We start from the raw sequence: 22,787 nt of genomic DNA, 5'->3' as shown, positions 1-22,787 counted from the left end.
TCCCGCTGCGCAGCGGGACCCGGAGGCTCAGCGCAGCCGTGAGGAGGACAGGATCGACGCCAGGTGCGCCACCACCATCCCCCAGGTGATCACCGCGATCCCGGCGAGCGTCCACCGGGTCGCGTCCAGGTCGTGCAGCCCGGCGTCCACCACGGCCGCCGCCAGCAGCACCAGCGAGGCCTCGATGCCGTTGGTCACCCGGTGGATCTTGAAGATCGAGGCGAACCGGCGGGCCGTCGCGATGCCCTGGGAGCGCGGCTGGGTCGACTCCTCGTCCGCCGGCGGCTGCCCGCTGCGGGCGCGGGCCACGTCCACCAGGTCCGTCGAGGCCTTGAGCAGCACCACGCCCAGCGCGGCCGCCAGGCCCGCCGAAACCCACAGCTCGGAGCCCCCGCGCGCGGCCCGCACACCCGCGCCGACCATCAGCGCGGCGTCCGCGAGGTAGGCGCCGAGCCGGTCCACGTACACCCCGGCCATGCTGAACCGGCGCTTCCAGCGCGCCACTTCGCCGTCCACGCAGTCGAACAGCAGGAACAGCTGGAACAGCACCGCCGCCAGCACCGCGCCGGTCAGGCCGGGGATCAGCAGGGCCGCGCCGCCGCCGACCCCGCAGACCACCATCACCCAGGTCAGGGTGTTCGGTGAGACCGAGGTGCGGACCAGCTGCCGGGTGGTCCGCAGTGAGATCGCCCGCATGTAGAGCCGGCCCGCCCAGTGCTCACCGTTGCGGCTCTGCAGCTTGGCCTGCGGCTGGCACACCTCGCGCAGCTCGGCGAGCGCCGGAGCAGCCACCATGACGACATCCCTCCACCCGTCCCGAAACGGGACCCGAAACGATCACCACAGGCTACGGCCTGCGGAGGGGGCGCCGGACCAGCCGGTACGCCCCCTGCGGCGGTCGCCGCGGTGCGGTCGCCGCGGTCCGGCCTCCACGAAGCGGCCGAGGTGTCCGCCGGCGCCGACCGTCGGCCCCCGGTCGTCCCGGAGCTGCCCCCGCGTCACTCCCGGGCGACGGGGCTACACGGCCAGCGCGGCCGCCGGAACCTGACCGGTGCCCCGGTACAGCCAGGCCCGCTCGGTCGCCGACCACACGCTCGTCGTCACCAGGTAGAGCGCGGCGGCCACCGGCACCAGCAGCGCGAACAGCACCGAGGCGAAGGACAGGTAGGGCATCAGCGACGACCCCGGCTGCGGGGTGGTCTGCGCCGCCGCCGCCCGCCGGGCCCGGCGGTAGTTGACGTACCCCACGGCCGCCAGCCCGGCCTCCAGCACCGCGAACACCGCGAACTGCCCGGCGCCGTGCGCGTTCCCGACGTGCAGGCCCAGCGGCACCCCGAACAGGGTGTGGTCCAGCAGGTCGTTCGGGGTGGTGAACAGCCGGTACATCACCGAGAAGAACGGGATCTGGATCAGCATCGGCAGGCAGCCCGCGAACGGCGAGACCTGCTCCTTCCGGTACAACTCGGCGAGCGCCTCCCGGGCCTTCTCCGGGTTGTTCTTGTGCTTCTTGTTCAGCTCGGCGACCTTCGGCGCCAGCTTGGAACGGGCCTTCTCGCCGCGTGCCGCCGCCCGCGCCAGCGGGTGGAGGCAGAGCCGGACGGCGAGGACGAACAGGACGATCGCCAGCGCGGTCGGCAGGACGTGGGCGATCGCGGAGACCAGGCCGTGGGCGACGGTGACGGCCGGGTCGAGAACGGACAGAACGGACATGGTGAAGCGAGCCCTCCGGGGTCTCGGAACATGAGTGGTCGGCGGAGGACGGCCGCGAGAGGTCGTACGGGGAACCCGGGGAAAGCACGGGGCCGTGGCGAGCACGGGAGGACCGTGGGCGCACGGGAGTCGCACGGAGGAACTGCGGGACTACGCGGCCGCCGGGGCCGCCCCCGGCGCCCTGGGGCGTCGCCTGCCCCGGGCGTCCGGATCACGCTGCGGAAGGAACGCCGTACGGAACGCCCGGCGTCGCAGCACTCCGCTGCGCACCGCCGCCGGGGCCCGCGCCCCGAGCAGTCGCCGGCCGGTGAAGGCCCCCGCGACCGCGCCGGCCACCAGGACCACGGCCGCCATGGCGGCGACGGACGCCAGCGCGCCGCCGTCGGTCACCAGCTGTCCGGTCAGCACCCGGAGCAGGCCGAGCAGCATCGCCACGACACCCACGGCGGCCCCCTCTCGGTGTGTTCCCGGTTCCTGACGTCGGAACGTCCGAACGTTTCGTGTGCCCGGCACTCGCATGCCCGGACGTCGTGTGCCCGGACGTTCGGAAGCCCGGACGCCCAGCACGACGATCGTACGGCCCGGCGGGTTCCCGGAGTACCGCCCGGGGCGTAGCCACCGGTGCTACACGGGGCTACCGTGGAGGCATGAAGACGATTACCCAGCGGGAGTTCCGGAACAACTCCGCCGCGGTGATGGACGCGGTCGAGGCCGGGGAGACCTTCCACATCACCAGGAACGGGGTCGAGGTGGCGGAGTTGCGACCGGTGTCCGGGCGGCGGCGGCTCACCGCAGAGGAACTGGTGGCCCGGCACGTGAAGCTGCCGCGGGTCGACTACCAGCAGATGCGCAAGGAGGCCGAGGAGTACTTCGGCCCCGACGAACTGCTGGGTGACGACGGCGACGACCCGTTCGAGCGGCGGCGTGGCTGAGCGCCGGAGAGCACCCCGGCGGCGGCCGGCCGGAGTGCTGGACACCTGCGTCTACATCGACCTCGCCCTGCTCAACCCCGGCGACCTGCCCGCCGTGCCGGAGCTGACCGCGATCACCTTCGCCGAACTCCAGCAGGGCGTCTCGATGGCGCGCGACCCGATCAGCCGGGCGGCCCGGCTGGAGGTGCTGGGCGCGGCGATGGCCGACTTCGACCCGCTGCCCTTCGACGCGGCCGCCGCCGCCCGCTACGGCACCCTCGTCACCCTGACCATCGCCGCCGGACGGCAGCCGCGCCCGCGCCGGATCGACCTGATGATCGCCGCCGTCGCCTCCGCCCACGGGCTGCCGCTGTACACCCGCAACGTGGCCGACTTCCGGGGCCTGGGCTCGGCGGTGGAGGTCATCGGGATCTGAGGCGCCCCAGGGGGAGGAGCACGCCCCCCGGGCGGTGCTCGCCCCGGGGAGCTCACCCTGCGGTGCTCACGCCGGCGGCGCTCAGGCCGGCCGGACCGTCGTCCCGGTGGCCGCCGAGGCGCGGGCGGCCTCCAGCACGGCGAGGGTGGCCACCGCGTCGCGCGGGTCGACCGGGGGCGGGGCGCCGGGGGAGGCCAGGGCGGCGGCGATGCCCGCGTAGTAGGCGGGGTAGTCGCCGGGGTCGGTGGGCAGGGAGATCGCGGACCCGTCGGTGCCCAGGGTGCCGTAGTGCGCGGGCAGGTCGGCGCCCCACGGGTGGGCGCCGTCCGGGCGGCGGCCCGCCCGCAGCTCGCCCTCCTGCGGGTCCATGCCGTGCTTGACGTAGCCGGCGGCGTCGCCGAGCACTCGCAGCCGGGGGCCGATCAGCGGGGTGATCGCGCTGGTCCACAGGTGCGAGCGGGTTCCGGAGGCGTGGGTCAGTGCGAGGAAGGCGTCGTCGTCCACCACCGCGCCGTCGCGCCGCACGTCGATCTCCGCGTACACCGTCTCGACCGGCCCGAACAGGGTGAGCGCCTGGTCGACCAGGTGGCTGCCCAGGTCGTACAGGGTGCCGCCGACCTCGGCCGGGTCGGCGAGCTCGCGCCAGCCCGGCTTGGGCTTGGGGCGGAAGCGCTCGAAGCGGGACTCGAAGCGGTGCACCCGGCCGAGCGCGCCGCCGCGCACCAGCCGGCTCGCGGTGAGGAAGTCGCCGTCCCAGCGCCGGTTCTGGAACACGGACAGCAGCACGCCCCGCTCCTCGGCGAGCCGGCACAGCTCCAGCGCCTCGGCGGCGGTCGCGGCCAGCGGCTTGTCCACGACCGTGGCCAGGCCCGCCCGCAGGGCGGCGCGGGCGAGCGGGGCGTGGGTGCGGTTCGGCGAGGCGATGACGACCAGGTCCAGCCCGTCCGGGTCGGCGAGCAACTGCTCCGGGGTGTCGACGGCCCGGGCGTCCGGGTGCTCGCGCCGCAGCTGCTCCCGGCGCTCCGGGTTGGCGGTGACCACGGCGTCCAGCCGCAGCCCCGGGGTGGTCGCGATGAGCGGGGCGTGGAAGGCGGAGCCGGCCAGGCCGTAGCCGATCAGTCCGACGCGCAGCGGGCGGTCGTGCGGGGAGCGGAGGGTCTGCGGGTTCATGCCGCCCACTCAATCACGAGGCGCCCGGTTGCTCCCGGTTTCCGCCGGTCGGCCGTCGCATCCCGCGCAGCGGGACGTCCTGTCCCAGGCCACCGGCGCCGATTAGGCTGTGCCGCGTCAGGGCCCTCCGCACGACGCTGCAACACTTCAGGAGATACGCACGTGGCAGACCGCAAGCCCATCGAGTCCTGGCTGACCGACATGGACGGTGTCCTCATCCACGAGGGCACGCCGATCCCCGGCGCGGAGGAGTTCCTGCGCAGGCTGCGGGAGTCCGGCAAGCCCTTCCTCGTCCTCACCAACAACTCCATCTACACCCCGCGCGACCTCAGCGCCCGACTGGCCGGGATGGGCCTGGAGGTGCCGGAGGAGTGCATCTGGACCTCGGCCCTGGCCACCGCCAAGTTCCTCAAGAGCCAGCGCCCGAACGGCACCGCGTACGTGATCGGCGAGGCCGGCCTCACCACCGCGCTCTACCAGGCCGGTTACGTGCTGACCGACAACAACCCGGACTACGTCGTCCTCGGCGAGACCCGCACCTACTCCTTCGAGGCGCTCACCAAGGCGATCCGCCTGATCAACCAGGGCGCCCGGTTCATCTGCACCAACCCGGACGAGACCGGCCCCTCGCCCGAGGGCGTGCTGCCGGCCACCGGCTCGGTCGCGGCCCTGATCACCAAGGCCACCGGCGTCGATCCGTACTTCGTCGGCAAGCCCAACCCGCTGATGATGCGCGAGGCCCTGAACACCGCCGGCGCCCACTCGGAGACCGCAGTGATGATCGGCGACCGGATGGACACCGACATCGTCGCGGGCATGGAGGCCGGCATGGAGACCATCCTGGTGCTCACCGGTCTGACCTCCGCCTCCGACGTGGAGCGCTTCCCGTACCGGCCGACGCGGGTGGTCAAGTCGATCGCGGACCTGGTCGAGCTGGTCTAGCCTCTGCGGTGCAGTCGCGAGCCCCGTCCCGGCCGAGCGCTGGGGCGGGGCTCGTTCCGTACGCGTGGGGAGGCCGGGCGGATGAGCACGACGGGGGAAGCGGTTGGAGCGGCCGCGGGCGGGGCGGAGGGGCTCGCGGAGAAGCGGGTCACCTGGGCGGAGCTCTACTTCGACCTGGTCTTCGTCTTCGCGATCACCCAGGTCTCCGGGCTGCTGCACCACCAGCACGACCTCACCGGACTGGCCCGGGCGCTGGTGGTGTTCGTGCCGGTGTACTGGTGCTGGGTCGGCACCACCGTGCAGGCCAACATCCGGGACGTCGACAACCTGCGCGACCGCCTGGGCATCCTGCTGGTCGGACTGACCGGCCTGTTCATGGCGCTCGCCGTCCCGTCCGCGTACGGGAGCCGGGGCGTGCTGCTCGGCGCCGCGTACTGGTCGGCCCGGGCGGTGCTGCTGCTCATGCTGCTGCGCGTCCCGGGCGTCTGGCGCGGCCCGTACGGCGCGGGCGTGCTGGTCAGCGGGCCGCTGCTGCTGGTCGGCGGCCTGCTGCCGGACAGGCCGCGGCTGGCACTCTGGGCGACGGCCGCGCTCTGCGACCTGTCCGCGCCACTGGTCTTCCGGCGACGGCTCGCGGACGTGGCGTACCACCCCTCGCACATGCCGGAGCGGTTCGCGCTGTTCCTGCTGGTCGCGATCGGCGAGTCGATCGTCGGGATCGGCGGCCCGGCCGCCGCAGCCAGGCTGGACGCGCCCGAACTGGTCGCCGTGGCCGCCGCGTTCACCATCTCGGCCGGGCTGTGGTGGCAGTACTTCGTCTACGCGGCGGACGCCATGCGGCACGCCGTGGAGGTCGCCGACTCGCGGCGGGACGTGATCCGGCGGATCTTCCAGTACGGGCACCTGGCGCTGGCGGCCGGGGTGATCGGGGTGGCGGTCGGTTTCGAGGAGACGGTCGCCGACCCGTGGCGGGCGCTCGGCGCCGGGTCGGTCGCGCTGCTGTACGGCGGGTGCGGGCTGTACCTGCTGACCTTCGGGTACACCCGCTGGATGATGTTCCGCCGGGTGTCCACGACCCGGATCGTGGCGGCGGTGGTCGTGCTGGGGCTGATGCCCGCGATGGTGCGGCTGCCGGCGCTGGTGGTGCTGGTGACCCTGGCGGTGCTGCTGGTGGCGCTCAACGGGGTGGAGCACCTGCGGGTGGCGCGGGCCGCTGCGGCTGGTGCTGCTGCGGAAGCCGCTGCCGCTGTGGCTGCGCTGGGTGCTCCGGGCGCCCCCGGCGAGGCCGCTTCCTCCCCGGTCCCCGCCGCCGCCCCCGCCCTCACCTCCCCTTCGGCCCCCGCCGCCCCCGGCGAGGCCGTTCCCGTGGAGTGAGTTGTCGGTGGGGCTGTGTAGCGTTCGGGGTGTAAGAGGGCGGGCGGCGCAGCAGCCGCGGTGTGGGAGGTAGATGTCGTGACGGACACGGTCGAGGCGGGCTTGGTCGAGGCCGGCGGGGGCGGCGGGCTGGAGCTGCCCGAGTCCTGGCGTGCGGTGCTCGGTGCCGAGACGGAGAAGCCGTACTTCGCGGAGCTGGCGGCCTTCGTGGCGGCCCAGCGCGCGGAGCACGAGGTGTTCCCGCCGAGCGGCCAGGAGTTCGCGGCGCTGGAGGCCACCCCGTACGAGAAGGTCCGGGTGCTCGTCCTCGGTCAGGACCCGTACCACGACAACGGCCAGGCCCACGGCATGAGCTTCTCGGTGCTGCCCGGGACCAAGACGCCGCCCTCGCTGCGCAACATCTTCAAGGAGATGGACGCCGACCTCGGCATCCCCGCCCCGGACAACGGCTACCTGATGCACTGGGCCGAGCAGGGCGTGCTGCTGCTCAACGCGGTGCTCACGGTCCGCGCGCACGAGGCCAACTCGCACAAGGCCAAGGGCTGGGAGAAGTTCACCGACGCGGTGATCAAGGCGGTGAGCGAGCGCGAGGAGCCGGTGGTCTTCGTGCTGTGGGGCAACTACGCCAAGAAGAAGCTGCCGCTGATCGACACCGAGAAGCACGTGGTGGTCCAGGGCGCGCACCCGTCGCCGCTGTCGGCCAAGCTGTTCTTCGGCAGCCGCCCGTTCTCGCAGATCAACACGGCGCTGGCCGGCTTCGGCGGCGAGCCGATCGACTGGCGGGTGCCTGACCTGAAGCAGGACTGACGCACCGTCGGGCCGGGGCCGCCGGTTCGGTCCGGTGCGGTGGCCGCGGGTGGGCGGGTTCGGATTCCCGTTCACCCACGGCCACTTGCCGTTCACCGCCGGCGACCGTCCGCCGGGGCGCGGTGTGCTTAGCTGGAGCCGACCGGTCGTCGGAGCGGTCCGACGGGGGGCGGGAGTCAGCTCGGAGGGGCGGTACGTGCGCGGGGTGGGACGGGTGGGAACGGTTCGATGGGCGGCGCTGATCGCCGGTCTGGCGATGCTTGCGGTCTCCGGCTGCAGCGGTGCGGACGGCGGTGCGGCGAGCAGTGGCCCCGGCGCTCCCGGCGTCTCCGCCGTGCGCCCGACGGGTGGCTCCGCCGGCCTCGACCAGCTTCCCGGACAGGCCTTCTACGTTTCCGACCAGACGAATGCCGCCCAGCAGGTCGCCGCGCTGCGCGGCCAGGGCCGCTCGGCCGAGGCCGACACCCTGCTGCGGATCGCCGCCCAGCCCTCCTCCCAGTGGCTCGGCGAGCAGGGCGCCCGGGAGATCGCCGACCAGGTGAGCCGGCGGGCCGCCGAGGCCGGCCGGACGGCCGTCTTCGTCGCCTACGACATCCCGCACCGCGACTGCGGCCAGTACTCGGCCGGTGGCGCGCCCGACGCCGCCTCCTACCGCTCCTGGATCACCGGGATCGGCCAGGCCCTCGGCGACCGCAGGGCCTGGGTGGTGCTGGAGCCGGACGCCGTCGCCCACACCCTGGACACCTGCGGGATCAAGGGCGACCTGGCCGCCGAGCGGTACGGCCTGCTGGCCTTCGCCGTCCAGGAGTTGAAGAAGCACCCCAACGTGCGGGTCTACCTCGACGCGGGCAACCCCGGCTGGGCCCAGGACCCGGAGGAGATGGCCGCCGCGCTGCGCAAGTCGGGCATCGCCACGGCGGACGGCTTCGCGGTGAACGTCGCCAACTTCTACCCGACCGACCGGAACGTGGACTACGGCAACCGGCTCTCCGCCGCCCTGGGCGGGAAGCACTTCGTCATCGACACCAGCCGCAGCGGCAACGGCTCGGCGGGCGCCGAGTCCTGGTGCAACCCGCCCGGCCGGGCGCTCGGCGAGGCGCCGACCGATGCGACCGGGCGGCCCGGGGTGGACGCCTACCTGTGGATCAAGAACCCGGGGGAGTCGGACGGCGAGTGCGGCCGCGGCGAGCCCCGGGCGGGCCAGTTCTGGCTGCCGTACGCGCTCGGGCTGGCGCAGGCGGCGCACTGACCCGTCCGTCGGCGCTGACCGGCCGCCCGTGCTGCCCTGTCGTCCGGTGACTCGTGCGCCCGGTGACTCGCGCGCCCGGTGACTCGCGCGCCCGGTGAGCGGCCCGGCGGCTCGGCCGCGCCGGTCAGCCGACGACCTGGACCCAGCGGGCGACCGACGGCGTGCCGGCGGCGTCCGTCAGGAACAGCATGTACCAGCCGGGCGGCAGCAGGTTCGGGTTGCCCGGGAGGGTGAGCGAGACCCCGTCGGCGGTGCGGCCGGTGATGTCCAGGGCGACCGAGCGTTGCTCGACATCGGTCGCGTGGGTCACCGAACTGGGCCGGATCAGCTTGGCGGTGGTCACCGCGTCCGGCCGGGCGGTGCCGATCTTCAGGGTGCCGGCGGGCTTCGCCGTCGAAGGCGCCGCGGTGACCTCCGGGCGGTCGCCGTGGTACAGGTACGGCGGGGTGTAGATCTCGATGCGCTGCTCGAAGCCGCCGGGCTGGGTCTCGGCCTTGTCGGCGAACAGCGGGTTGGAGCCCAGGACGGCGACCCGGCCGTCCGGCAGCAGCAGAGCCTCGGAGTGGTAGTCGCGGCCGACGGTGGGCTCGGCGGCGGTGCTGAAGCTGTTCGAAGTCGGGTGGTACACCTGCGCCTTGAGCAGGTCGCTGTCGCCCCGGCCGCGGTAGCCGCTGGAGCCGCCGGTGGTGAACACGGTGTCGTCCGGGAGGATCACGCTGTTGAGGTAGCGGGTGCCGCCGGCCGGCAGGTCCGGGCCCGGAGTGAAGGCGGGCGCGGGGGCGGACAGGTCGACGATGTCGGTGCGGGCCGTGGACAGCGGGGACTCGCCCACCCCGCCGCCGCCGAGCACCATGACCTTCTGCGCCTGCGCGGGCGGTAGCAGCACCGAGGAGGAGGTCTCGGTCAGGTTGGGGTCGCGCAGGCCGGGCACGGGCTGGAAGGAGTCGTTCGAGAGGTCCCAGACGCCGGGCTCGCGGCCTTTGTCAGCGGGGCCGTAGCCCGCGTTGGAACCGGAGTAGAAGAGCTTGCCGCTCGCCGTCAGGAAGATGGACGGGTAGGTCGGGAAGTAGCGGTCGGGGGCCTTGGCCCAGGTCTTGGACTTCGGGTCGTAGACCTCGTTCTCGTTGCCGTCGAGGATCTGCCCGGTGTCGTCCAGGCCGGAGACGGTGACCACCCGGCCGTCGCCCAGCCCGGTCAGGGTCGGGTACCAGCGGGCGTGCGCCATGTCGGTGACCTGCTCGTACAGCTCGGTGTCCGGGTTGAACTCGAAGGCGGAGCGGATGCCCTGGTATTCCTGCTTGTCCAGCGTCAGCTTCTCGCTCTGCCCGTACAGGTTGTGCGCGTCGACGCCGGTCAGGCCCTTGATCCGGTACTGGGCGGGCGAGTTGGTCACGTAGTCGGGGCCCGTGCCGACCGCCTCCACGAACACGTGCTGCTCGCCGGCGGTGACCACGGTCTGCTTCCCGGAGCCGCTCTTGGTCGCGGCGGGGACCGTCACCTCGACGGTGCTGGCGTACTCGCGGCCGTTGGGGGCGACGAACACGGTGCCCTTGGGGAAGGTGCGGTCGTGCTCCGGGCTCTCGTTGCGCACTCGCATCACGCCGGCCGCCTTCTTCACCGCGCCTTCCAGCTTCTCGTACCGCTGGGTGCCGCCGGCCACCAGCACCCGGCCGTCCGGGAGGGAGGTGTGGCCGCCGCAGAACATGTCGGCTGGGGTGGGTATCAGCTTGTAGGTGTTCTTCGCCGGGTCCCAGAGCAGGCTCTTGAAGGTGCCCGCGTTGAACTGCTTCTCATCGTTGCCGGAGCCGGCCACGATGAGTACCTTGCCGGTGCGCAGCAGGGTGGCGTGGACGGCGTTGACCCGGAACTCGGCGGGCAGCGTCAGGGTCTGCCAGTGGCCGTACTGCGCCTTGTACTCGGGGCGGTTGATCACGTACTGGTGGTACTGGCTGCTGGCGAAACCGAGGACGGCAGGGGCGTTCATCCCGGCGACGGTCAGCGCGACGGTGCTGCCGAGGGCGAAGCGCTTGGTGCGGCCGGTCTTGTGGATCTTCACGGTGGTGATCCCCTCGGGAGGCGGGCGGGACTGGCTCAGTGGGTGGGGGTGCCGCTCTGGGCGTGGTCGGGCGGTTGCCGGCCGGGGGTGCGGCCGTCGTGTGCTTGGCTGCCGGGCGTGTGGTCGCCGTGGGCGTGGTGGGCGTGGTGGGCGTGGTGGGCGTGGTGGGCGTGGTGGTCGCCGTGGGCGTGGTCGTCGAGTGCGGCCAGGCGCAGTTGCAGCGTCGGGCTGTCGAGTCCGTCCGGGCCCGGCCGCGCCCCCTGCGCCGGGACCCTTGCCGCTGCGACCCTCGCCGCCGGGGGCGCGGCGGCGGTACGGGCGTGGCGCGGGTGGCGCTTCTCCAGGACGACCCTGGGGGTGGCCGACGGCCCTCCGGTCACGGTGAGGGTGGCTGTGGGCGGGGTGCGCCGACGGCGGACGGCGTCGCCGGCCGAGATCAGCAGCGGCAGCACGGTCAGGACCAGGGCGATGCAGGCCCAGGTGCGCATCGCGACGTGGTCGTAGCCGGTGTGGAAGGACGCGGCCACCGCACCGCCGAACACCAGGGCCCAGAACAGGTGGTAGCGGAAGGTGCGCAGTCCGTCGGTGCTGGCCGAACTGCCCTTGGGCGTCACCACGAAGCGGCTGCGCCGACGTACCAGCGCCTGGAGCAGCGAGGCCGCGTACACCGGGCCGCAGAGCGCCGACATCACCATGCCGGCGACCCCGGAGGAGCCGGCCGGCTCGTGCGGGCTCACGTTGTGCTTGCGGTTCCAGGTGTAGAGCAGGAGTTGGAGCGCGGCGGCGTCGCTGTAGAGCATCATCCACAGCTCCGAGGAGACGTGTACGCCGGAGGCGCCGAAGCCCAGGTAGAGCACGCTGGACACCCCGCCGAGCAGCCAGGTGAGCGCCGCCATCGGGTAGAAGCCCACCATCAGCGTGTAGTTGAGCGCCCGGCCGGGCGACAGCCGCCAGAGCACCCGCCAGTACTGGCGGAGCAGGGTCTCGTAGGTGCCGCGGCTCCAGCGCAGTTGCTGGGAGAAGAAGTCGGTCCAGGAGGACGGGCCTTCGCCCACCGCGAGCACGTCCGGGGTGTACACGGACTTCCAGCGTTCTCCGGTCTCCGGGTTGCAGCTCCGGTGGAACTCCAGACCGGTCGCCATGTCCTCCGTGATGGAGTCGTACAACCCGCCGATCGACTGGAGCGCGCGGATTCTCACGGCGTTGTTGGTTCCGACGAACATCGGTGCGCCGTAACGGTTTCCGGCGCGCTGGATGAGTGCGTGGAAGAGGTACTGCTGGCTCTCGGAGAATTTGGTGACGGCCGATCCCGAGCTGCGGTAGTTCCCGTACACCTGGGGGCCGACCACGAATGCGACGTCCGGATCGCGGAAGTAGCCGAGCATGCGCTCGCAGAAGTCGGGCAGCGGTACGTGATCGGTGTCGACGGACACCCAGAAGTCGTAGTCGTCGCCGTGGGCCTGGAGCCAGGCGTTGTAGTTGCCGTGCTTGGTCCGGGCGCGGAACCGCCCCTTCGGCCGGTTCCAGCGCGGGTGCCCGGCGCGGCTGAAGTGCCGGACGCCCAGTTCGGCGCACAGGGACTGCATTGCAGGATCGTTTCCCTCGTCCAACAGCCAGACGTCGTAAGGTCCTTCGTGTCGCACCGCACGGGCCGCCGTCAACGTGGCCCGCACCATCTCCGGCGGTTCCTTGCCCGGCACGCAGGTGGTGAGGAACGCGACCCGGGTGCCGGACTCCGGCGTCACCGGTATCGGATCGCGGGCCACCAGGGTGGCATGGGTGTTGGAGACGACGTTGACCAGCCGGAACACCTCGACCACGGCGATGATCCCGATCATCACCTTGTCGCCCAGCAGCACCAGGGTGTTGGTCTCGTCGGCACGCTCGGGCCAGTGTTCCGGCAACAGCAGCCAGACCAGCAGGATCATCTCCACCAGCGGCGCGGCCAGCAGCAGCAGGGCGGCCCGGATCCGGTGCGGCTCGTGGCGCAGCAGGCTCCGGTACTGCACCCGGTAGGGAGCGGCCGGTTCCGCGCCGGTGGACTCCCGGACGCCGACGCCGACGTCCGGGAGTCCACCGGCGCCCGGTTCCGGTCGGTAGACACCCCCGCCGAGTTCCCGGTCCTCGTCCGGATCGACCGCCGGACCCGCCAGACGACTGAAGTGGCCGTAGTCGTACGGGGCTTCGGGTACCGGTATGGCGCGTAACGCGCTCTCGTCCAGCGGCCCGGCGCCTCGGCGGCGGCCCCGGCGACCGGCTCGGTCGCGTTCGTCCTTTCGCTGCGAGGACGGCGTGGTCATGGCGTGCTCCCCCCGGAGTGTTGCGACGTGCTGTGCTTGGCGTTGCCCGCCCCGGCCCAGAGCTGCCCGGGTCGGCCCGGAGCCGCTTGGGCGGAACGCGGCCCGGCGGACTGCGGGCGTTCCCTGGGCACCGGGCTGTCCGACGCGCCCTGACGCGCCCCGACATGCTCTGACACCGGAATCCGGAACATGGAGCCCGACGCGTGGAGTGTGTGCGACCGGTTCGGTCGCGGGCCGGCGCGGCGGCTCCGAATGCGGGAACCCGATGCGCTCCCCGGCTTCCCCCCGTCGGCGTGAAGGGATCCCCGGCTTGCTCAACTCTCCTGGAGCGTAACGTCGATCGCAACCGCTCCACCAGACGATCGCCGCTCAGGCGTGAAGATACTACGGTTCCTGGCCACGGTGGCTTGCCATGGTGCTAATGCAGAAGAATTCGGCCCGATGGTGGTTGGACGATGCCTCGGAGGGAAAGCGAACGGCCGGACCACCGGCTGGAGTTGTCTCCCCGTAAGTGGCCCGGCCGGGTGGGGCGTTGCGGTTTTCGGCGTCCGGGGGCGGGGGCGGGGGCGGGGGCCGCGGGCCGCGCGGCCTGTGGTGGCCCGTTGTACCCCGGTGCGGCTCGTGGTGCGCCGGTACTTCAGAGCGGGGGCAGCAGGGCGTCAGAGCGGGGAAAGCAAGGTGGCGTCGGTAGCCGCCCGCACCTCGGTGGGGCTCACCCCCGGGGCGGTCTCCACCAGGCGCAGCCCCTCCGGGGTCACCGGGGGCGAGGAGGGCCGCTCCGTCCCGGCCCAACTGCTGCCGTCCGGCCTGCTCGGGATCGAGAACACCGCCAACCTCTACTGGATCGCCGTCGGTTATCTGGTGCTGACGGTCGTCGCGGTCCACTGGGCCGTCAGCTCCCCGGCCGGGCGGGTCTGGGAGGGCATCAGGGAGAACGAGCGCCGGGTGGAGGTGTTCGGACTGCGGCCCTGCGGCTACAAGTTGGTCGCCTTCGTGCTGGCCGGTGCGCTCGCCGGGCTGGGCGGAGTGGTCTACCTGCTGCTCGCCGGCGGGGCCACCCCGCAGGCCGCAGGCTCGGAAGCGACGCTCGCGCTGCTGGTCATGGTGGTTCTCGGCGGCTCCGGCAGCCGTTGGGGGCCGCTGCTCGGCGGTGTGCTCTACACCGGGGCCGGCCACCGCCTCGGGGACCTCGCCAACTCGAGCGCGGTCGCGGACCTGCCCGCGGTGCTACGCGTCCCGCTCTCCCAACCCCCGTTCCTGCTGGGTACCCTGTTCGTCGCCGTGGTCTACCTGCTCCCCGGCGGCCTGGCCGGACTGCCCGCCCGCATCCGATCCGCCCGATCCGCCCGCTCGGCGCGTACGCCGGCCTGCGTGCGCGCCGCCCGCCCCACCGGAGGTACCCCCGCGTGAGCCGATCACCCCTGAAGCCCGAGGAGTCGACCGTCCCCGTACCCGGCGGGGACCTGGCCGTCCTGCGCTGGCCGGCCGACCGACCGGGTGCTCCGACGGTCGTGGCGGTGCATGGCATCACGGCCAACGGCCTGGCCTGGTACGAGGTCGCCCGCCGCCTCGCCGGGCGGGTCACCCTGCTCGCGCCCGACCTCCGGGGCCGCAGTGCCAGCCGCTCGGTCGCCGGACCGTACGGGCTGGCCCGGCACGCCGACGACGTCGCCGCACTGATCGCCGCCCTCGATGCGGGGCCGGTCACGGTCGTCGGCCACTCGATGGGGGCCTGGGTCACCGCGCTGGCCGCAGTCCGGCACCCCCAACTCGTCCGCAGGGTCCTGCTGGTGGACGGTGCGCTGAGCTTCCCGCTCCCGGAGGGCGTCCGCGAGGAGGACGCCCTGGCCGCGGTGCTCGGCCCCGCGCTGGCCCGGCTGTCGATGACCTTCCCGGACCGCGCCGCCTACCGCGAGTTCTGGCAGCGCCACCCGGCGCTCGGTGACGGCTGGTCCGACGGGATCGACGCCTACACCCAACGCGACCTCGTCGGCGTCGAGCCCGAACTGCGCTCCTCCTGCGTGCCGGAGGCCGTGCAGACCGACGGCGCCCAGGTCCTGCTGGACCAAGACGCTGCCGGGGCCGTGCACCGACTGCCTTGCCCGGCCGAACTGCTGTGGGCGGAACGCGGTCTGCTCGACCAGCCGCAGGGCCTCTACGACCACCAGCGGATCGGGCTGTCCGGGCTGGACCGTGAGCGGGTACCGGCCTCGCCGGTGCCGGACACCAACCACTACTCGATCCTCTGGGGCGAGGCGGGGGCCGACCTCATCGCCCGCAAGCTGCTCGCGGACGTCCCTGCGGCCGAGTAGTCGCCCGAGCCGGAACGGCCCTGGCGGGCGGGGTGCGAACACCCGCCGGCCGTAACGGTCAGTCCAAGCCTCGTCGCCCCGATCCCGTCGGTCCCGGTCCCGGTCCAGCCCCGCCGGTCCGGCCCGGTCCGGCCCTGTCGAGTCCGGTCCGCCCCGGGCGGGTCAGCCCGCCGCGCCGAGGAAGCCTTCCCACCCGCCCGCCGGCGCCTGGCCGACGTTGAGGGTGCGCAGCTTGCGCAGGGTCGACTGGTCCTGCACCTCCAGCCATTCGACCAGCTGCTTGAACGAGACCAGCCGGACCTCGGGCTTGCCGGCGATGGCCTTGAGGGCCTCTTCGACGGCGTCCATGTAGATGCCGCCGTTCCACTGCTCGAAGTGGTTGCCGACGAAGAACGGTGCGCGGTTGCTGTTGTAGGCGCGTTCGAAGCCGGCCAGGTAGGAGTTGGTGGCCTGGGTCCGCCAGTCGTTGTACTTGGACGGGTCGCCCTTGGTGCTGCCGCTGGACTGGTTGGCCAGGATGTTGTAGTCCATCGACAGCACCTGGAAGGTGTGCCCGGGGAAGGGAATGGACTGCAGCGGGAAGTCCCAGATCTTGCCGTCCTGCACCTTCTGCGGCCATATCTGAAGACCACCGGAGGAGCTGGCGTCGTACTTCCAGCCCAGCTTGGCGATGGTCGGCAGCAGCGCCTTCTGGCCCTCCAGGCACGGGGTGCGGCCGCCGATGAGCTCCTTCTTGTAGTCGAAGGGCAGCGGGTCGACGTCGGTGAAGCCGGTGTTGGTCCGCCACTGGGTGACGAAGGAGATCGCCTGGTCGATCTCGCTCTGCCAGTCCTCCGGGGTCCACATGTTGACCCCGTTCTTGTCCGGACGGCTGGAGCAGAAGTGCCCGTTGAAGTGGGTGCCGATCTCGTGTCCGGCCAGCCAGGCCTGGCTGACGAGCTTGAGGGTGCTCTTGACCGCGCCGTCCGACAGATATGGGATGTCGGAGGCGCCGACCGCGTGCTTCGGCGGGTGGTACATCTGGGACTTGCCCTTGGGCAGGGCGTAGATGCCGGAGAGGAAGAAGGTCATCGTGGCCTTGTACTGCTCCGCCAGCTTGAGGAAGCGGGGGAACTGGCCGTCGTCGGTGCCGCCCGCGCCGTCCCAGGAGAACACCACGAACTGCGGCGGGCGCTCGCCGGGCTTGAGCTTCTCGGGCTTGGGCTGGTTCGGCTGCGGGCCGGTGTCTGCGTTGGAGCCGTCGCCGATCGGGCTGCCCTTGGGCACTACGGCCTGGGTCGGGTCGGTGGTGCCGGACTGGCCGGAGTTCCCACTGCCGCCGGAGGAAGGTGAGGTGGAGTTCTGCCCCGAACCGGATCCGCCGCTGGAACAGGCCGAGACCGCGCCGAGGGCTGCGGTCGCCGCGGTTGCACTGAGCACCGTCCTGCGCGAGATGCTGGTCATGGTCTCCCCTGGGTGCCGATGACCGGTGGTGAGGGCGGCCCGGGGCCGTACCGGTCAAATCGGGCAATTGATGAATATTCCGCCGTTAGCATGTCATGCCGCCGCGGCGGTTTCCAAGGTCGCCCGGCTCCGACGACAGTCAACACGCGGGGAACGCCGGGCCCGGCTGCAGGGATTCGTCGTCTGTTGCGGTCCTGTGACGCTTCGCACCGCACGGCGTCAGGGGAGTACGGTACCGCCGCTCTGTCCCGCTTGGTCAGAGTTCGTCAGTGCTCGGTACGGGCCATCGCCTGTAAGGGAAAATTGTGCTCCTGACGGAGCCCCGTGGCCGGATCGCGCCGACCGTCCGGGGCCGGTCAGAGCGCGGCCAGCCGCCGGTTGCGACGCACTATTCGCGCGATCGCGGTGCTGACGGCGGTCGCCGCCGCGCAGGACACGGCCAGACTCAGCCAGGCCGTGTTGAACCAGTGGCTGTTCAGCCAGCCCAGCGTCACGATGTAGGCGGCCCAGACCAGCGCTGCCAGCGCCGACCAGTGCAGGAAGCGGTGCGGATGGGCGGGGGAATGGCCGATGGCCAGGTCCAGGACGGTTCGCCCGGCCGGAACGAACCGTGCGACCACGACCATCGCGGCCGCCCCGCCGTGCGGGCGCTCGACCAGTGACTGCTGGACCCTGGCGACGCTGGCCGCCAGTTTCGGACGCTGGGCCAGCCTGCGCTGCAGCACCGGGGCGCCGCGCCGTGCGAGGTGCAGCAACAGGAGGTCGCCGAGGAAGGAGGCCACCGCCACGCCCAGGCCGAGCAGTATCGGAGCGCCGTTGATCTGAGCCGTCTTGAGTACGGCCAGGATGACCAGCGTTCCGCTCGGGATGAAGGGGAGTAGCGCGTCGCCGAGTACGGCGAAGAGCGCAAGGGCGCAGATCCACGAGGATCCGATCGCCGCCACGAAGTTCAAGGCCTTACTCCCTCCACGCCGCCCTGGTGGAGCAGGTGGCTCTGAGGCCAACGCTAGCGCCTCGACTTTTCATCTCATGAAGCACCCCGGGGCGGCGGAGGTCACACCAGGGGCCTCGGCTTCAGGGTTCGGTCGCGCCGCACGGCCCACCCGCGGGCGGACGGGGCACTGGGTTCGGCCGCGACGGGCCGGCGGGTGAGGGCGGGGAAGGAGTACCGGAAACGGAACGAGCCCCCGGGGCGGGGTGCCGCGCCGAGGGCTCGCAGGGATCGTCCGGTGCTGGTCCAGCCCGGCGACCTTGCTGACGGAACGCGGATCCGCTCGGTGATCCAGCTCCTGATCGCCAGCCTGCCCGATGCTCGCGGCCGATCGCGAGCGCTGCGGCTGGCGACTTCCGACCCTGGCGTGAAGTCGCCATCCGTGTCCGCTCGCTGGCTCTGAGTCATCCGAACGGTCGGTCGGCCGACCGGTGCTTAACCGGCCGCGATGCAGCGGAAACTCACGCGAATCTCATCCGGTCGGCAGTCGAACCGCGCTCGGAACGCACCCGGAACTCACCGGGATCGCTCCTGCATCGAGCGCCCGGCACGGGAACAGTGGGCCCGTGGCGGTGGTTGACGTCCCTCGGCAGCAGCGACCGCCGGGCCTCCGAGGACCGCGCGGCCGCCCACGACGGCCCGGCTCGCAGGAGAGCCGGACCACCACAGCCAGGAGGGCGGACGGCATGACCACCGAGGACCAGCAGGAGCACGGAACCGGGCCGGGGGCCAGCGAGGCGATCCGGGGCACCGCCCGCGGCACGGCCCCCGCTCCGCTCTCGATCCTCGACCTGGCCACCGTCGGCGTCGGCTACACGCCCAGCGAGGCCCTGGCCGCCACCACCGAGCTGGCCCGCCGGGCCGAGCAGTGGGGGTACCACCGCTTCTGGGTCGCCGAGCACCACGGCATGCCCGGAGTGGCCAGCTCGACCCCGGCCGTCCTGCTCGCCCACCTCGGGGCCCACACCACGACGCTCCGGCTCGGCTCCGGCGGCGTCATGCTCCCCAACCACGCACCGCTGGCCATCGCCGAGCAGTTCGGTCTGCTGGAGGCCCTGCACCCGGGCCGGATCGACCTCGGGCTCGGCCGCGCCCCCGGCACCGACCCCGCCACCGCCCGCGCGCTGCGCCGTGGCGTCAGCGAGGGCGCGGACGACTTCCCGTTGCAACTTTCCGAACTGACCCACTTCCTGGACGGCGACTTCCCCTCCGGCCACCCGTACGAGCGGCTGACCGCCGTGCCCAAGGGCGAGGGCCGCCCGCCGGTCTGGCTGCTCGGGTCCTCCGGCTTCAGCGCCCAGCTGGCCGGCCGGCTCGGCCTGCCGTTCGCCTTCGCCCACCACTTCAGCAGCGCCAACACCGTCCCGGCCCTGGACCTGTACCGGGCATCCTTCCGCCCCTCCGCCGTGCTCGACGAGCCGTACGCGCTGATCGGCGTGAGCGCCGTCGCCGCCGACGACGAGAGCGCCGCCCGCCGGCTCGCCCGTTCCGCGGCCCTCGGCATGCTCCGGCTGCGGCGCGGCAACCCCGGTCCGATCCCCACCCCGGAGGAGGCGGAGGACTACCCGTACAGCCCGGTCGAGGCGGACTTCATCGACAGCTGGCTCGACAACGTGGTGCTGGGCGCCCCGGGCCAGGTCGCGGACGGGCTGGAGGCCCTGCGCAAGCGGACCGGGGTGGACGAGCTGATGGTCACCTCGCACATTCACGGCCACGAGGCCCGGCTCCGTTCCTACGGCCTGATCGCCGAGGCGTACGGCCTTGCCGCCACGGCCTGACGGTCTGACCGCCAAGGCCTGACCGCCAGCGTCTGACCGCCACAGCCGGACGACGACTGCCGAGCGCCGATGCTCCCGCTTCCACTTCCGGCTCGCACTTCCCGCTCCCGCCCCGCCTGCCTCAACGGCCGGTCGGGGCGGGGCGGCCCTCCCGGAGTATGGCCGCGACCAGTTCGGCCTCGCCGGGCCGGGCGAAGTACCAGCCCTGGGCGGTGTCGCAGCCGGTGAGCCGGAGCCGCTCGGCCTGGGCGGCGCTCTCGATGCCCTCGGCGGTGACGGTCAGGCCGAGGGTGTGGGCCAGCTGCACCATCGCGCCGACGATCTGCTCGTCCGCGTCGCTGCGCCGGGAGCGGAGTGCCGGAAGGGCCGGCCGGTCAGGTCCGCCCGACCCGCCCGACCCGCCCGACCGGTCTGACCCGCCCGACCGGTCCGACCCGCCGGACCCGCCAGGCCGGTCCGTCGCCGCCGTGTCCGCGGCGGCGACCGGCGCCGGGTCGCGGAAGCCCTCGATGAACGTCCCGTCGAGCTTCAGGACGTGCACCGGCAGCCGGGAGAGGTAGGCCAGGTTGGAGTAGCCGGTGCCGAAGTCGTCGATCGCGATCCGCACGCCCATGTCGGCGAGCGCCTGCAGGGCCTGCAGCGGTCGGCCGCCGGGGCCGAGCAGGGCGCTCTCGGTGATCTCCAGCTGGAGCAGCCGGGCGGGCAGGCCGGTGCGTTCGAGGGCCCGGGCGACGTCGGCGACCACGTCGGAGTCCCAGATCTGGCGGGCCGCCAGGTTGACGCTGACAAAGGTCTCGGTGTCCGGGAACTCGGTGAGCCACTGCCGGGCCTGTCGGCAGGACTCCTCCAGTACCCACTTGCCGAGCGGGACGATGGCGCCGGACTCCTCGGCGAGCGGGATGAAGCGGTCGGGGGAGAGCGTCCCGTACCGCGGGTGGCGCCAGCGGACCAGCGCCTCGGCGCCGTGCACCGTGCCGTCGGCCAGGCCGACCAGCGGTTGGTACTCGATGGTGAACTCGCCGCGCTCCAGGGCCGGCCGCAGCGCGGTGGCGAGGCGCTGGCGGGTGAGCTGGTGGGCGCCGCGGTCCGGGTCGTAGAGGGTCCAGCGGGCACGGCCGTCGGCCTTGGACCAGTAGAGCGTGGCGTCGGCGTCCTTGACCAGGTCGGTCGGGGTGGTCTCGTGCACCGACCGTTCGACGACGCCGACGCTGGCGGTGATCACCAGCCGGTGTCCGGCGATGTCGAAGGGACGTTCCAGCACCTCCAGGATCCGGTCGGCCAGCGCGGTCAGCTGCGCGCTGTCGGTGCTGTCGCTGACCAGGACGGCGAACTCGTCGCCGCCCATCCGGGCCACCAGGTGGGCGTCCGGTCCGGAGCAACCGCTCCGCAGCCGGGCGGCGACGGCGATCAGCAGCTGGTCGCCGACGTGGTGGCCGAGGGTCTCGTTGATCGCGGCGAAGCCGTCCAGGTCCAGGTAGCAGACGCCCACCCGCCGTCCGTTCGCCGCGACCGGCGCAGCCACCGCCGCCACCGACTCGGGAGCCGTGCGCTGGTCCCCGGTACCCGGCAGGCAGGCGGCGTCGAGCCGTTCGAAGAAGAAGGTCCGGTTGGGCAGCCTGGTCAGCGGGTCGTGCAGGGCCTGGTACTCCAGGCGGTCGCCGAGCCGGCGCTGCTCGGTGAGGTCCTCGACCAGCGCGAGGGTGTAGAGCGGCTGCCCGGCAGGGTCCCGGATCAGCGAGACGGTCACCTTGCTCCAGACCGTGTGGCCCTCGCGGTGCCGCAGCTGCTTCTCCACCCGGAACCGTTCCCGCCCGCCGTGGACGAGCCCGGCGAAGAGCCGGTGCGGCAGGCCCTCCGGGTCGATGATCTCGTGCAGGTGGGTGCGGGCCAGGTCGCCGACGTCGCGGCCGATCAGGGCGGCGAAGGCGGGGTTGACCTCGATGATCCGGTCCTCGGGGTCGATCAGCGCCATGCCGATGACGGCATCGCAGAAGGCGGCGCGGAACCGGGACTCACTGGCCCGGAGCGCCGCCAGCAGCCGGTCGGGGCCGCCGCCCGGCCCGTCGGGGGCGTCGACGGCACCGGAGTGCGGGCCGTCCGCCAGCGGGGCCGAGCAGGTCGGGCAGAGCAGCACCCCCGGGTCCTCCAGGGTGCCGCAGGCCGTAGCCGTAGCCATGGCGGTGGCCGTAGCCGCGGCGGGGGAGGCGGCCGGCGCTGCGAGGTGGCGGTGGTGTGACGATTCCTCGTGTCGCACGCCTGGGTGGTGTGCGTCGGCCCCCTCGTTCTGGCCCGGCACGGCATGCTCCCGTCCGCTGCTGACACTTGACGATGGTCCGCCTGGCCGATCGGGATTCCGGTGGCCGGCTCCGCACTCTGTCGGGGCCTCGGGGCCGGTCCGCTGCGGGGCGCCCGCCGTGGGGCGTTGTCGCGCGGGGACCCGGGTGGAGAACAGGGCGCTTCGGCCGATCATAGGCCGCGACGGCAACGCGCGGTGACCGCCGGCAGGGTGATTCGCCCTGTTTGTGATCATGCATGGCGGAACGTTCGGACGCCCCCGGTACACCTCACCTGAGGTGCGTCGGGGGCGCGTGCGCCGAAGTCGCGCCCCCGGGCGCCGCTTGCGCGCCGGGGGCGGGACCGGGGTGCGCCCCGGCCGGGCCGGGGCGGTGGTCAGGCCAGCTTGGCCGTGAGGGTGATGGTGGTGCCGGTCAGGGCCCGGCTGACCGGGCAGTTGGCCTTGGCGTCCTCGGCGGCGCGGACGAAGCCGGCCTCGTCCAGCCCGGGCACCTCGCCGGTGACGGTCAGGTGGATGCCGGTGATACCGGTGCCGGGCTGGAAGGTGACGTCGGCCTGGGTGTCCAGGCTGGTGGGCGGGGTCCCGGCGCCGGTGAGGCCGTGCGAGAGGGCCATCGAGAAGCAGGCGGAGTGGGCGGCCGCGATGAGTTCCTCGGGGCTGGTCTTGCCGTTGGGCTCCTCGGCGCGGGCCGGCCAGGAGACGGGGTACTCGCCGATCCCGGAGGAGGCGAAGGTCACCTGCCCCTTGCCGTGCAGGAGGTCGCCCTCCCAGGCGGTGCGGGCGGTGCGGGTGGTTGCCACGATCGGTTCCTCCAGTGCTGAGGGACTGCTGAGTCGTCACTTCCGGTCATGCACGCACCACCCTACGGGCAGCCCCGTCGCGGAGCGGGGCGGCGGACGGTCCGTCGGCTGTCCGGATGCCGGACGGTTCCCCCGAACGGTGGCAGTCCGGCGCGGGGGCCCTGTTAGATTTGCCGGGGCCCGAGCCCGGCCGCCGTACGGTCGGGCGCCCA

Annotated in this window: 18 protein-coding genes and 1 pseudogene; 9 read left to right on the top strand and 10 right to left on the bottom strand. The window is 72.9% G+C overall.

The window, feature by feature from the left end; all coding sequences use genetic code 11:
* Positions 1-27 precede the first annotated feature (27 nt).
* The 3 genes from ACZ7BZ_RS23700 to ACZ7BZ_RS23690 all read right to left on the bottom strand — a co-directional run bounded on the left by ACZ7BZ_RS23700 (position 28) and on the right by ACZ7BZ_RS23690 (position 2,154).
* Positions 28-795: a CDP-alcohol phosphatidyltransferase family protein gene (locus ACZ7BZ_RS23700; protein WP_470360038.1), complete on the bottom strand. Its 768-nt coding sequence runs from the start codon at positions 793-795 to the stop codon at positions 28-30.
* A gap of 222 nt (positions 796-1,017) precedes the next feature.
* Positions 1,018-1,710 (bottom strand): YidC/Oxa1 family membrane protein insertase, encoded by a 693-nt coding sequence (locus ACZ7BZ_RS23695; protein WP_470360037.1) that lies wholly within the window; start codon positions 1,708-1,710, stop codon positions 1,018-1,020.
* A gap of 150 nt (positions 1,711-1,860) precedes the next feature.
* Entirely contained in the window at positions 1,861-2,154 is a 294-nt protein-coding gene (locus tag ACZ7BZ_RS23690; protein ID WP_380458616.1) for a DUF6412 domain-containing protein, read from the bottom strand.
* A 203-nt stretch (positions 2,155-2,357) separates the two neighbouring features.
* Here ACZ7BZ_RS23690 and ACZ7BZ_RS23685 point away from each other — a divergent pair, with 203 nt between their 5' ends.
* Complete coding sequence (locus ACZ7BZ_RS23685; RefSeq protein WP_380458614.1) at positions 2,358-2,642, top strand: type II toxin-antitoxin system Phd/YefM family antitoxin; 285 nt, start codon at positions 2,358-2,360, stop codon at positions 2,640-2,642.
* Complete coding sequence (locus tag ACZ7BZ_RS23680; RefSeq protein WP_380458613.1) at positions 2,635-3,057, top strand: type II toxin-antitoxin system VapC family toxin; 423 nt, start codon at positions 2,635-2,637, stop codon at positions 3,055-3,057. Before ACZ7BZ_RS23685 ends, ACZ7BZ_RS23680 begins: the two co-directional genes overlap by 8 nt.
* Positions 3,058-3,138: 81 nt before the next feature.
* Here ACZ7BZ_RS23680 and ACZ7BZ_RS23675 read toward each other — a convergent pair whose 3' ends face one another.
* Complete coding sequence (locus ACZ7BZ_RS23675) at positions 3,139-4,227, bottom strand: Gfo/Idh/MocA family oxidoreductase (protein ID WP_470360036.1); 1,089 nt, start codon at positions 4,225-4,227, stop codon at positions 3,139-3,141.
* A gap of 162 nt (positions 4,228-4,389) precedes the next feature.
* Between ACZ7BZ_RS23675 and ACZ7BZ_RS23670 the strand changes: the two genes are divergently transcribed.
* From ACZ7BZ_RS23670 to ACZ7BZ_RS23655, 4 genes are all read left to right on the top strand, one after another.
* On the top strand, positions 4,390-5,169 hold the full coding sequence (locus tag ACZ7BZ_RS23670) for an HAD-IIA family hydrolase (protein WP_470360035.1): 780 nt from the start codon (positions 4,390-4,392) through the stop codon (positions 5,167-5,169).
* A gap of 81 nt (positions 5,170-5,250) precedes the next feature.
* A complete protein-coding gene (locus tag ACZ7BZ_RS23665; RefSeq protein ID WP_470360034.1) occupies positions 5,251-6,543 on the top strand; it encodes a low temperature requirement protein A in 1,293 nt (430 codons plus the stop codon).
* Between the two features lie 78 nt (positions 6,544-6,621).
* The gene (locus tag ACZ7BZ_RS23660; RefSeq protein ID WP_470360033.1) at positions 6,622-7,350 is read left to right on the top strand and encodes a uracil-DNA glycosylase; all 729 of its coding nucleotides are present in this window, start codon (positions 6,622-6,624) and stop codon (positions 7,348-7,350) included.
* Positions 7,351-7,564: 214 nt separating this feature from the next.
* On the top strand, positions 7,565-8,599 hold the full coding sequence (locus ACZ7BZ_RS23655; RefSeq protein WP_470360032.1) for a glycoside hydrolase family 6 protein: 1,035 nt from the start codon (positions 7,565-7,567) through the stop codon (positions 8,597-8,599).
* A gap of 124 nt (positions 8,600-8,723) precedes the next feature.
* On the opposite strand, the gene glxA is transcribed toward ACZ7BZ_RS23655, so the two are convergent.
* Together glxA and ACZ7BZ_RS23645 are read right to left on the bottom strand one after the other, a co-directional pair.
* Complete coding sequence (gene glxA / locus ACZ7BZ_RS23650) at positions 8,724-10,655, bottom strand: radical copper oxidase GlxA (protein WP_470360031.1); 1,932 nt, start codon at positions 10,653-10,655, stop codon at positions 8,724-8,726.
* Between the two features lie 35 nt (positions 10,656-10,690).
* The gene (locus tag ACZ7BZ_RS23645) at positions 10,691-12,955 is read right to left on the bottom strand and encodes a glycosyltransferase family 2 protein (protein ID WP_470360030.1); all 2,265 of its coding nucleotides are present in this window, start codon (positions 12,953-12,955) and stop codon (positions 10,691-10,693) included.
* A gap of 738 nt (positions 12,956-13,693) precedes the next feature.
* Between ACZ7BZ_RS23645 and ACZ7BZ_RS23640 the strand changes: the two are divergent.
* Both ACZ7BZ_RS23640 and ACZ7BZ_RS23635 read left to right on the top strand, forming a co-directional pair.
* Positions 13,694-14,365 (top strand): annotated as a pseudogene (locus ACZ7BZ_RS23640) (branched-chain amino acid ABC transporter permease); the annotation flags it as partial.
* Positions 14,362-15,267 carry an alpha/beta fold hydrolase gene (locus tag ACZ7BZ_RS23635; protein WP_470360029.1) on the top strand — a complete coding sequence of 302 codons (906 nt, stop codon included), beginning with the start codon at positions 14,362-14,364 and terminating at the stop codon, positions 15,265-15,267. The pseudogene ACZ7BZ_RS23640 and the gene ACZ7BZ_RS23635, both read left to right, overlap by 4 nt.
* A gap of 162 nt (positions 15,268-15,429) precedes the next feature.
* On the opposite strand, the gene ACZ7BZ_RS23630 is transcribed toward ACZ7BZ_RS23635, so the two are convergent.
* Both ACZ7BZ_RS23630 and ACZ7BZ_RS23625 read right to left on the bottom strand, forming a co-directional pair.
* A complete protein-coding gene (locus ACZ7BZ_RS23630; protein ID WP_470360028.1) occupies positions 15,430-16,710 on the bottom strand; it encodes a polysaccharide deacetylase family protein in 1,281 nt (426 codons plus the stop codon).
* Positions 16,711-17,066: 356 nt separating this feature from the next.
* Positions 17,067-17,654, bottom strand: a complete 588-nt coding sequence (locus ACZ7BZ_RS23625) for a DedA family protein (protein WP_470360130.1) — start codon at positions 17,652-17,654, stop codon at positions 17,067-17,069.
* A 733-nt stretch (positions 17,655-18,387) separates the two neighbouring features.
* Here ACZ7BZ_RS23625 and ACZ7BZ_RS23620 point away from each other — a divergent pair.
* Entirely contained in the window at positions 18,388-19,479 is a 1,092-nt protein-coding gene (locus ACZ7BZ_RS23620; protein WP_465745819.1) for an LLM class flavin-dependent oxidoreductase, read from the top strand.
* A 121-nt stretch (positions 19,480-19,600) separates the two neighbouring features.
* On the opposite strand, the gene ACZ7BZ_RS23615 is transcribed toward ACZ7BZ_RS23620, so the two are convergent.
* Both ACZ7BZ_RS23615 and ACZ7BZ_RS23610 read right to left on the bottom strand, forming a co-directional pair.
* Complete coding sequence (locus ACZ7BZ_RS23615; RefSeq protein WP_470360027.1) at positions 19,601-21,655, bottom strand: putative bifunctional diguanylate cyclase/phosphodiesterase; 2,055 nt, start codon at positions 21,653-21,655, stop codon at positions 19,601-19,603.
* Positions 21,656-22,149: 494 nt separating this feature from the next.
* Positions 22,150-22,575 (bottom strand): OsmC family protein, encoded by a 426-nt coding sequence (locus ACZ7BZ_RS23610; RefSeq protein WP_470360026.1) that lies wholly within the window; start codon positions 22,573-22,575, stop codon positions 22,150-22,152.
* Positions 22,576-22,787: the final 212 nt, after the last annotated feature.

The organism is Kitasatospora sp. NPDC036934 (genome assembly GCF_055608425.1).
Note: the sequence above shows the minus strand (reverse complement) of the source record. Positions and strands in the feature narration are given on the sequence as shown.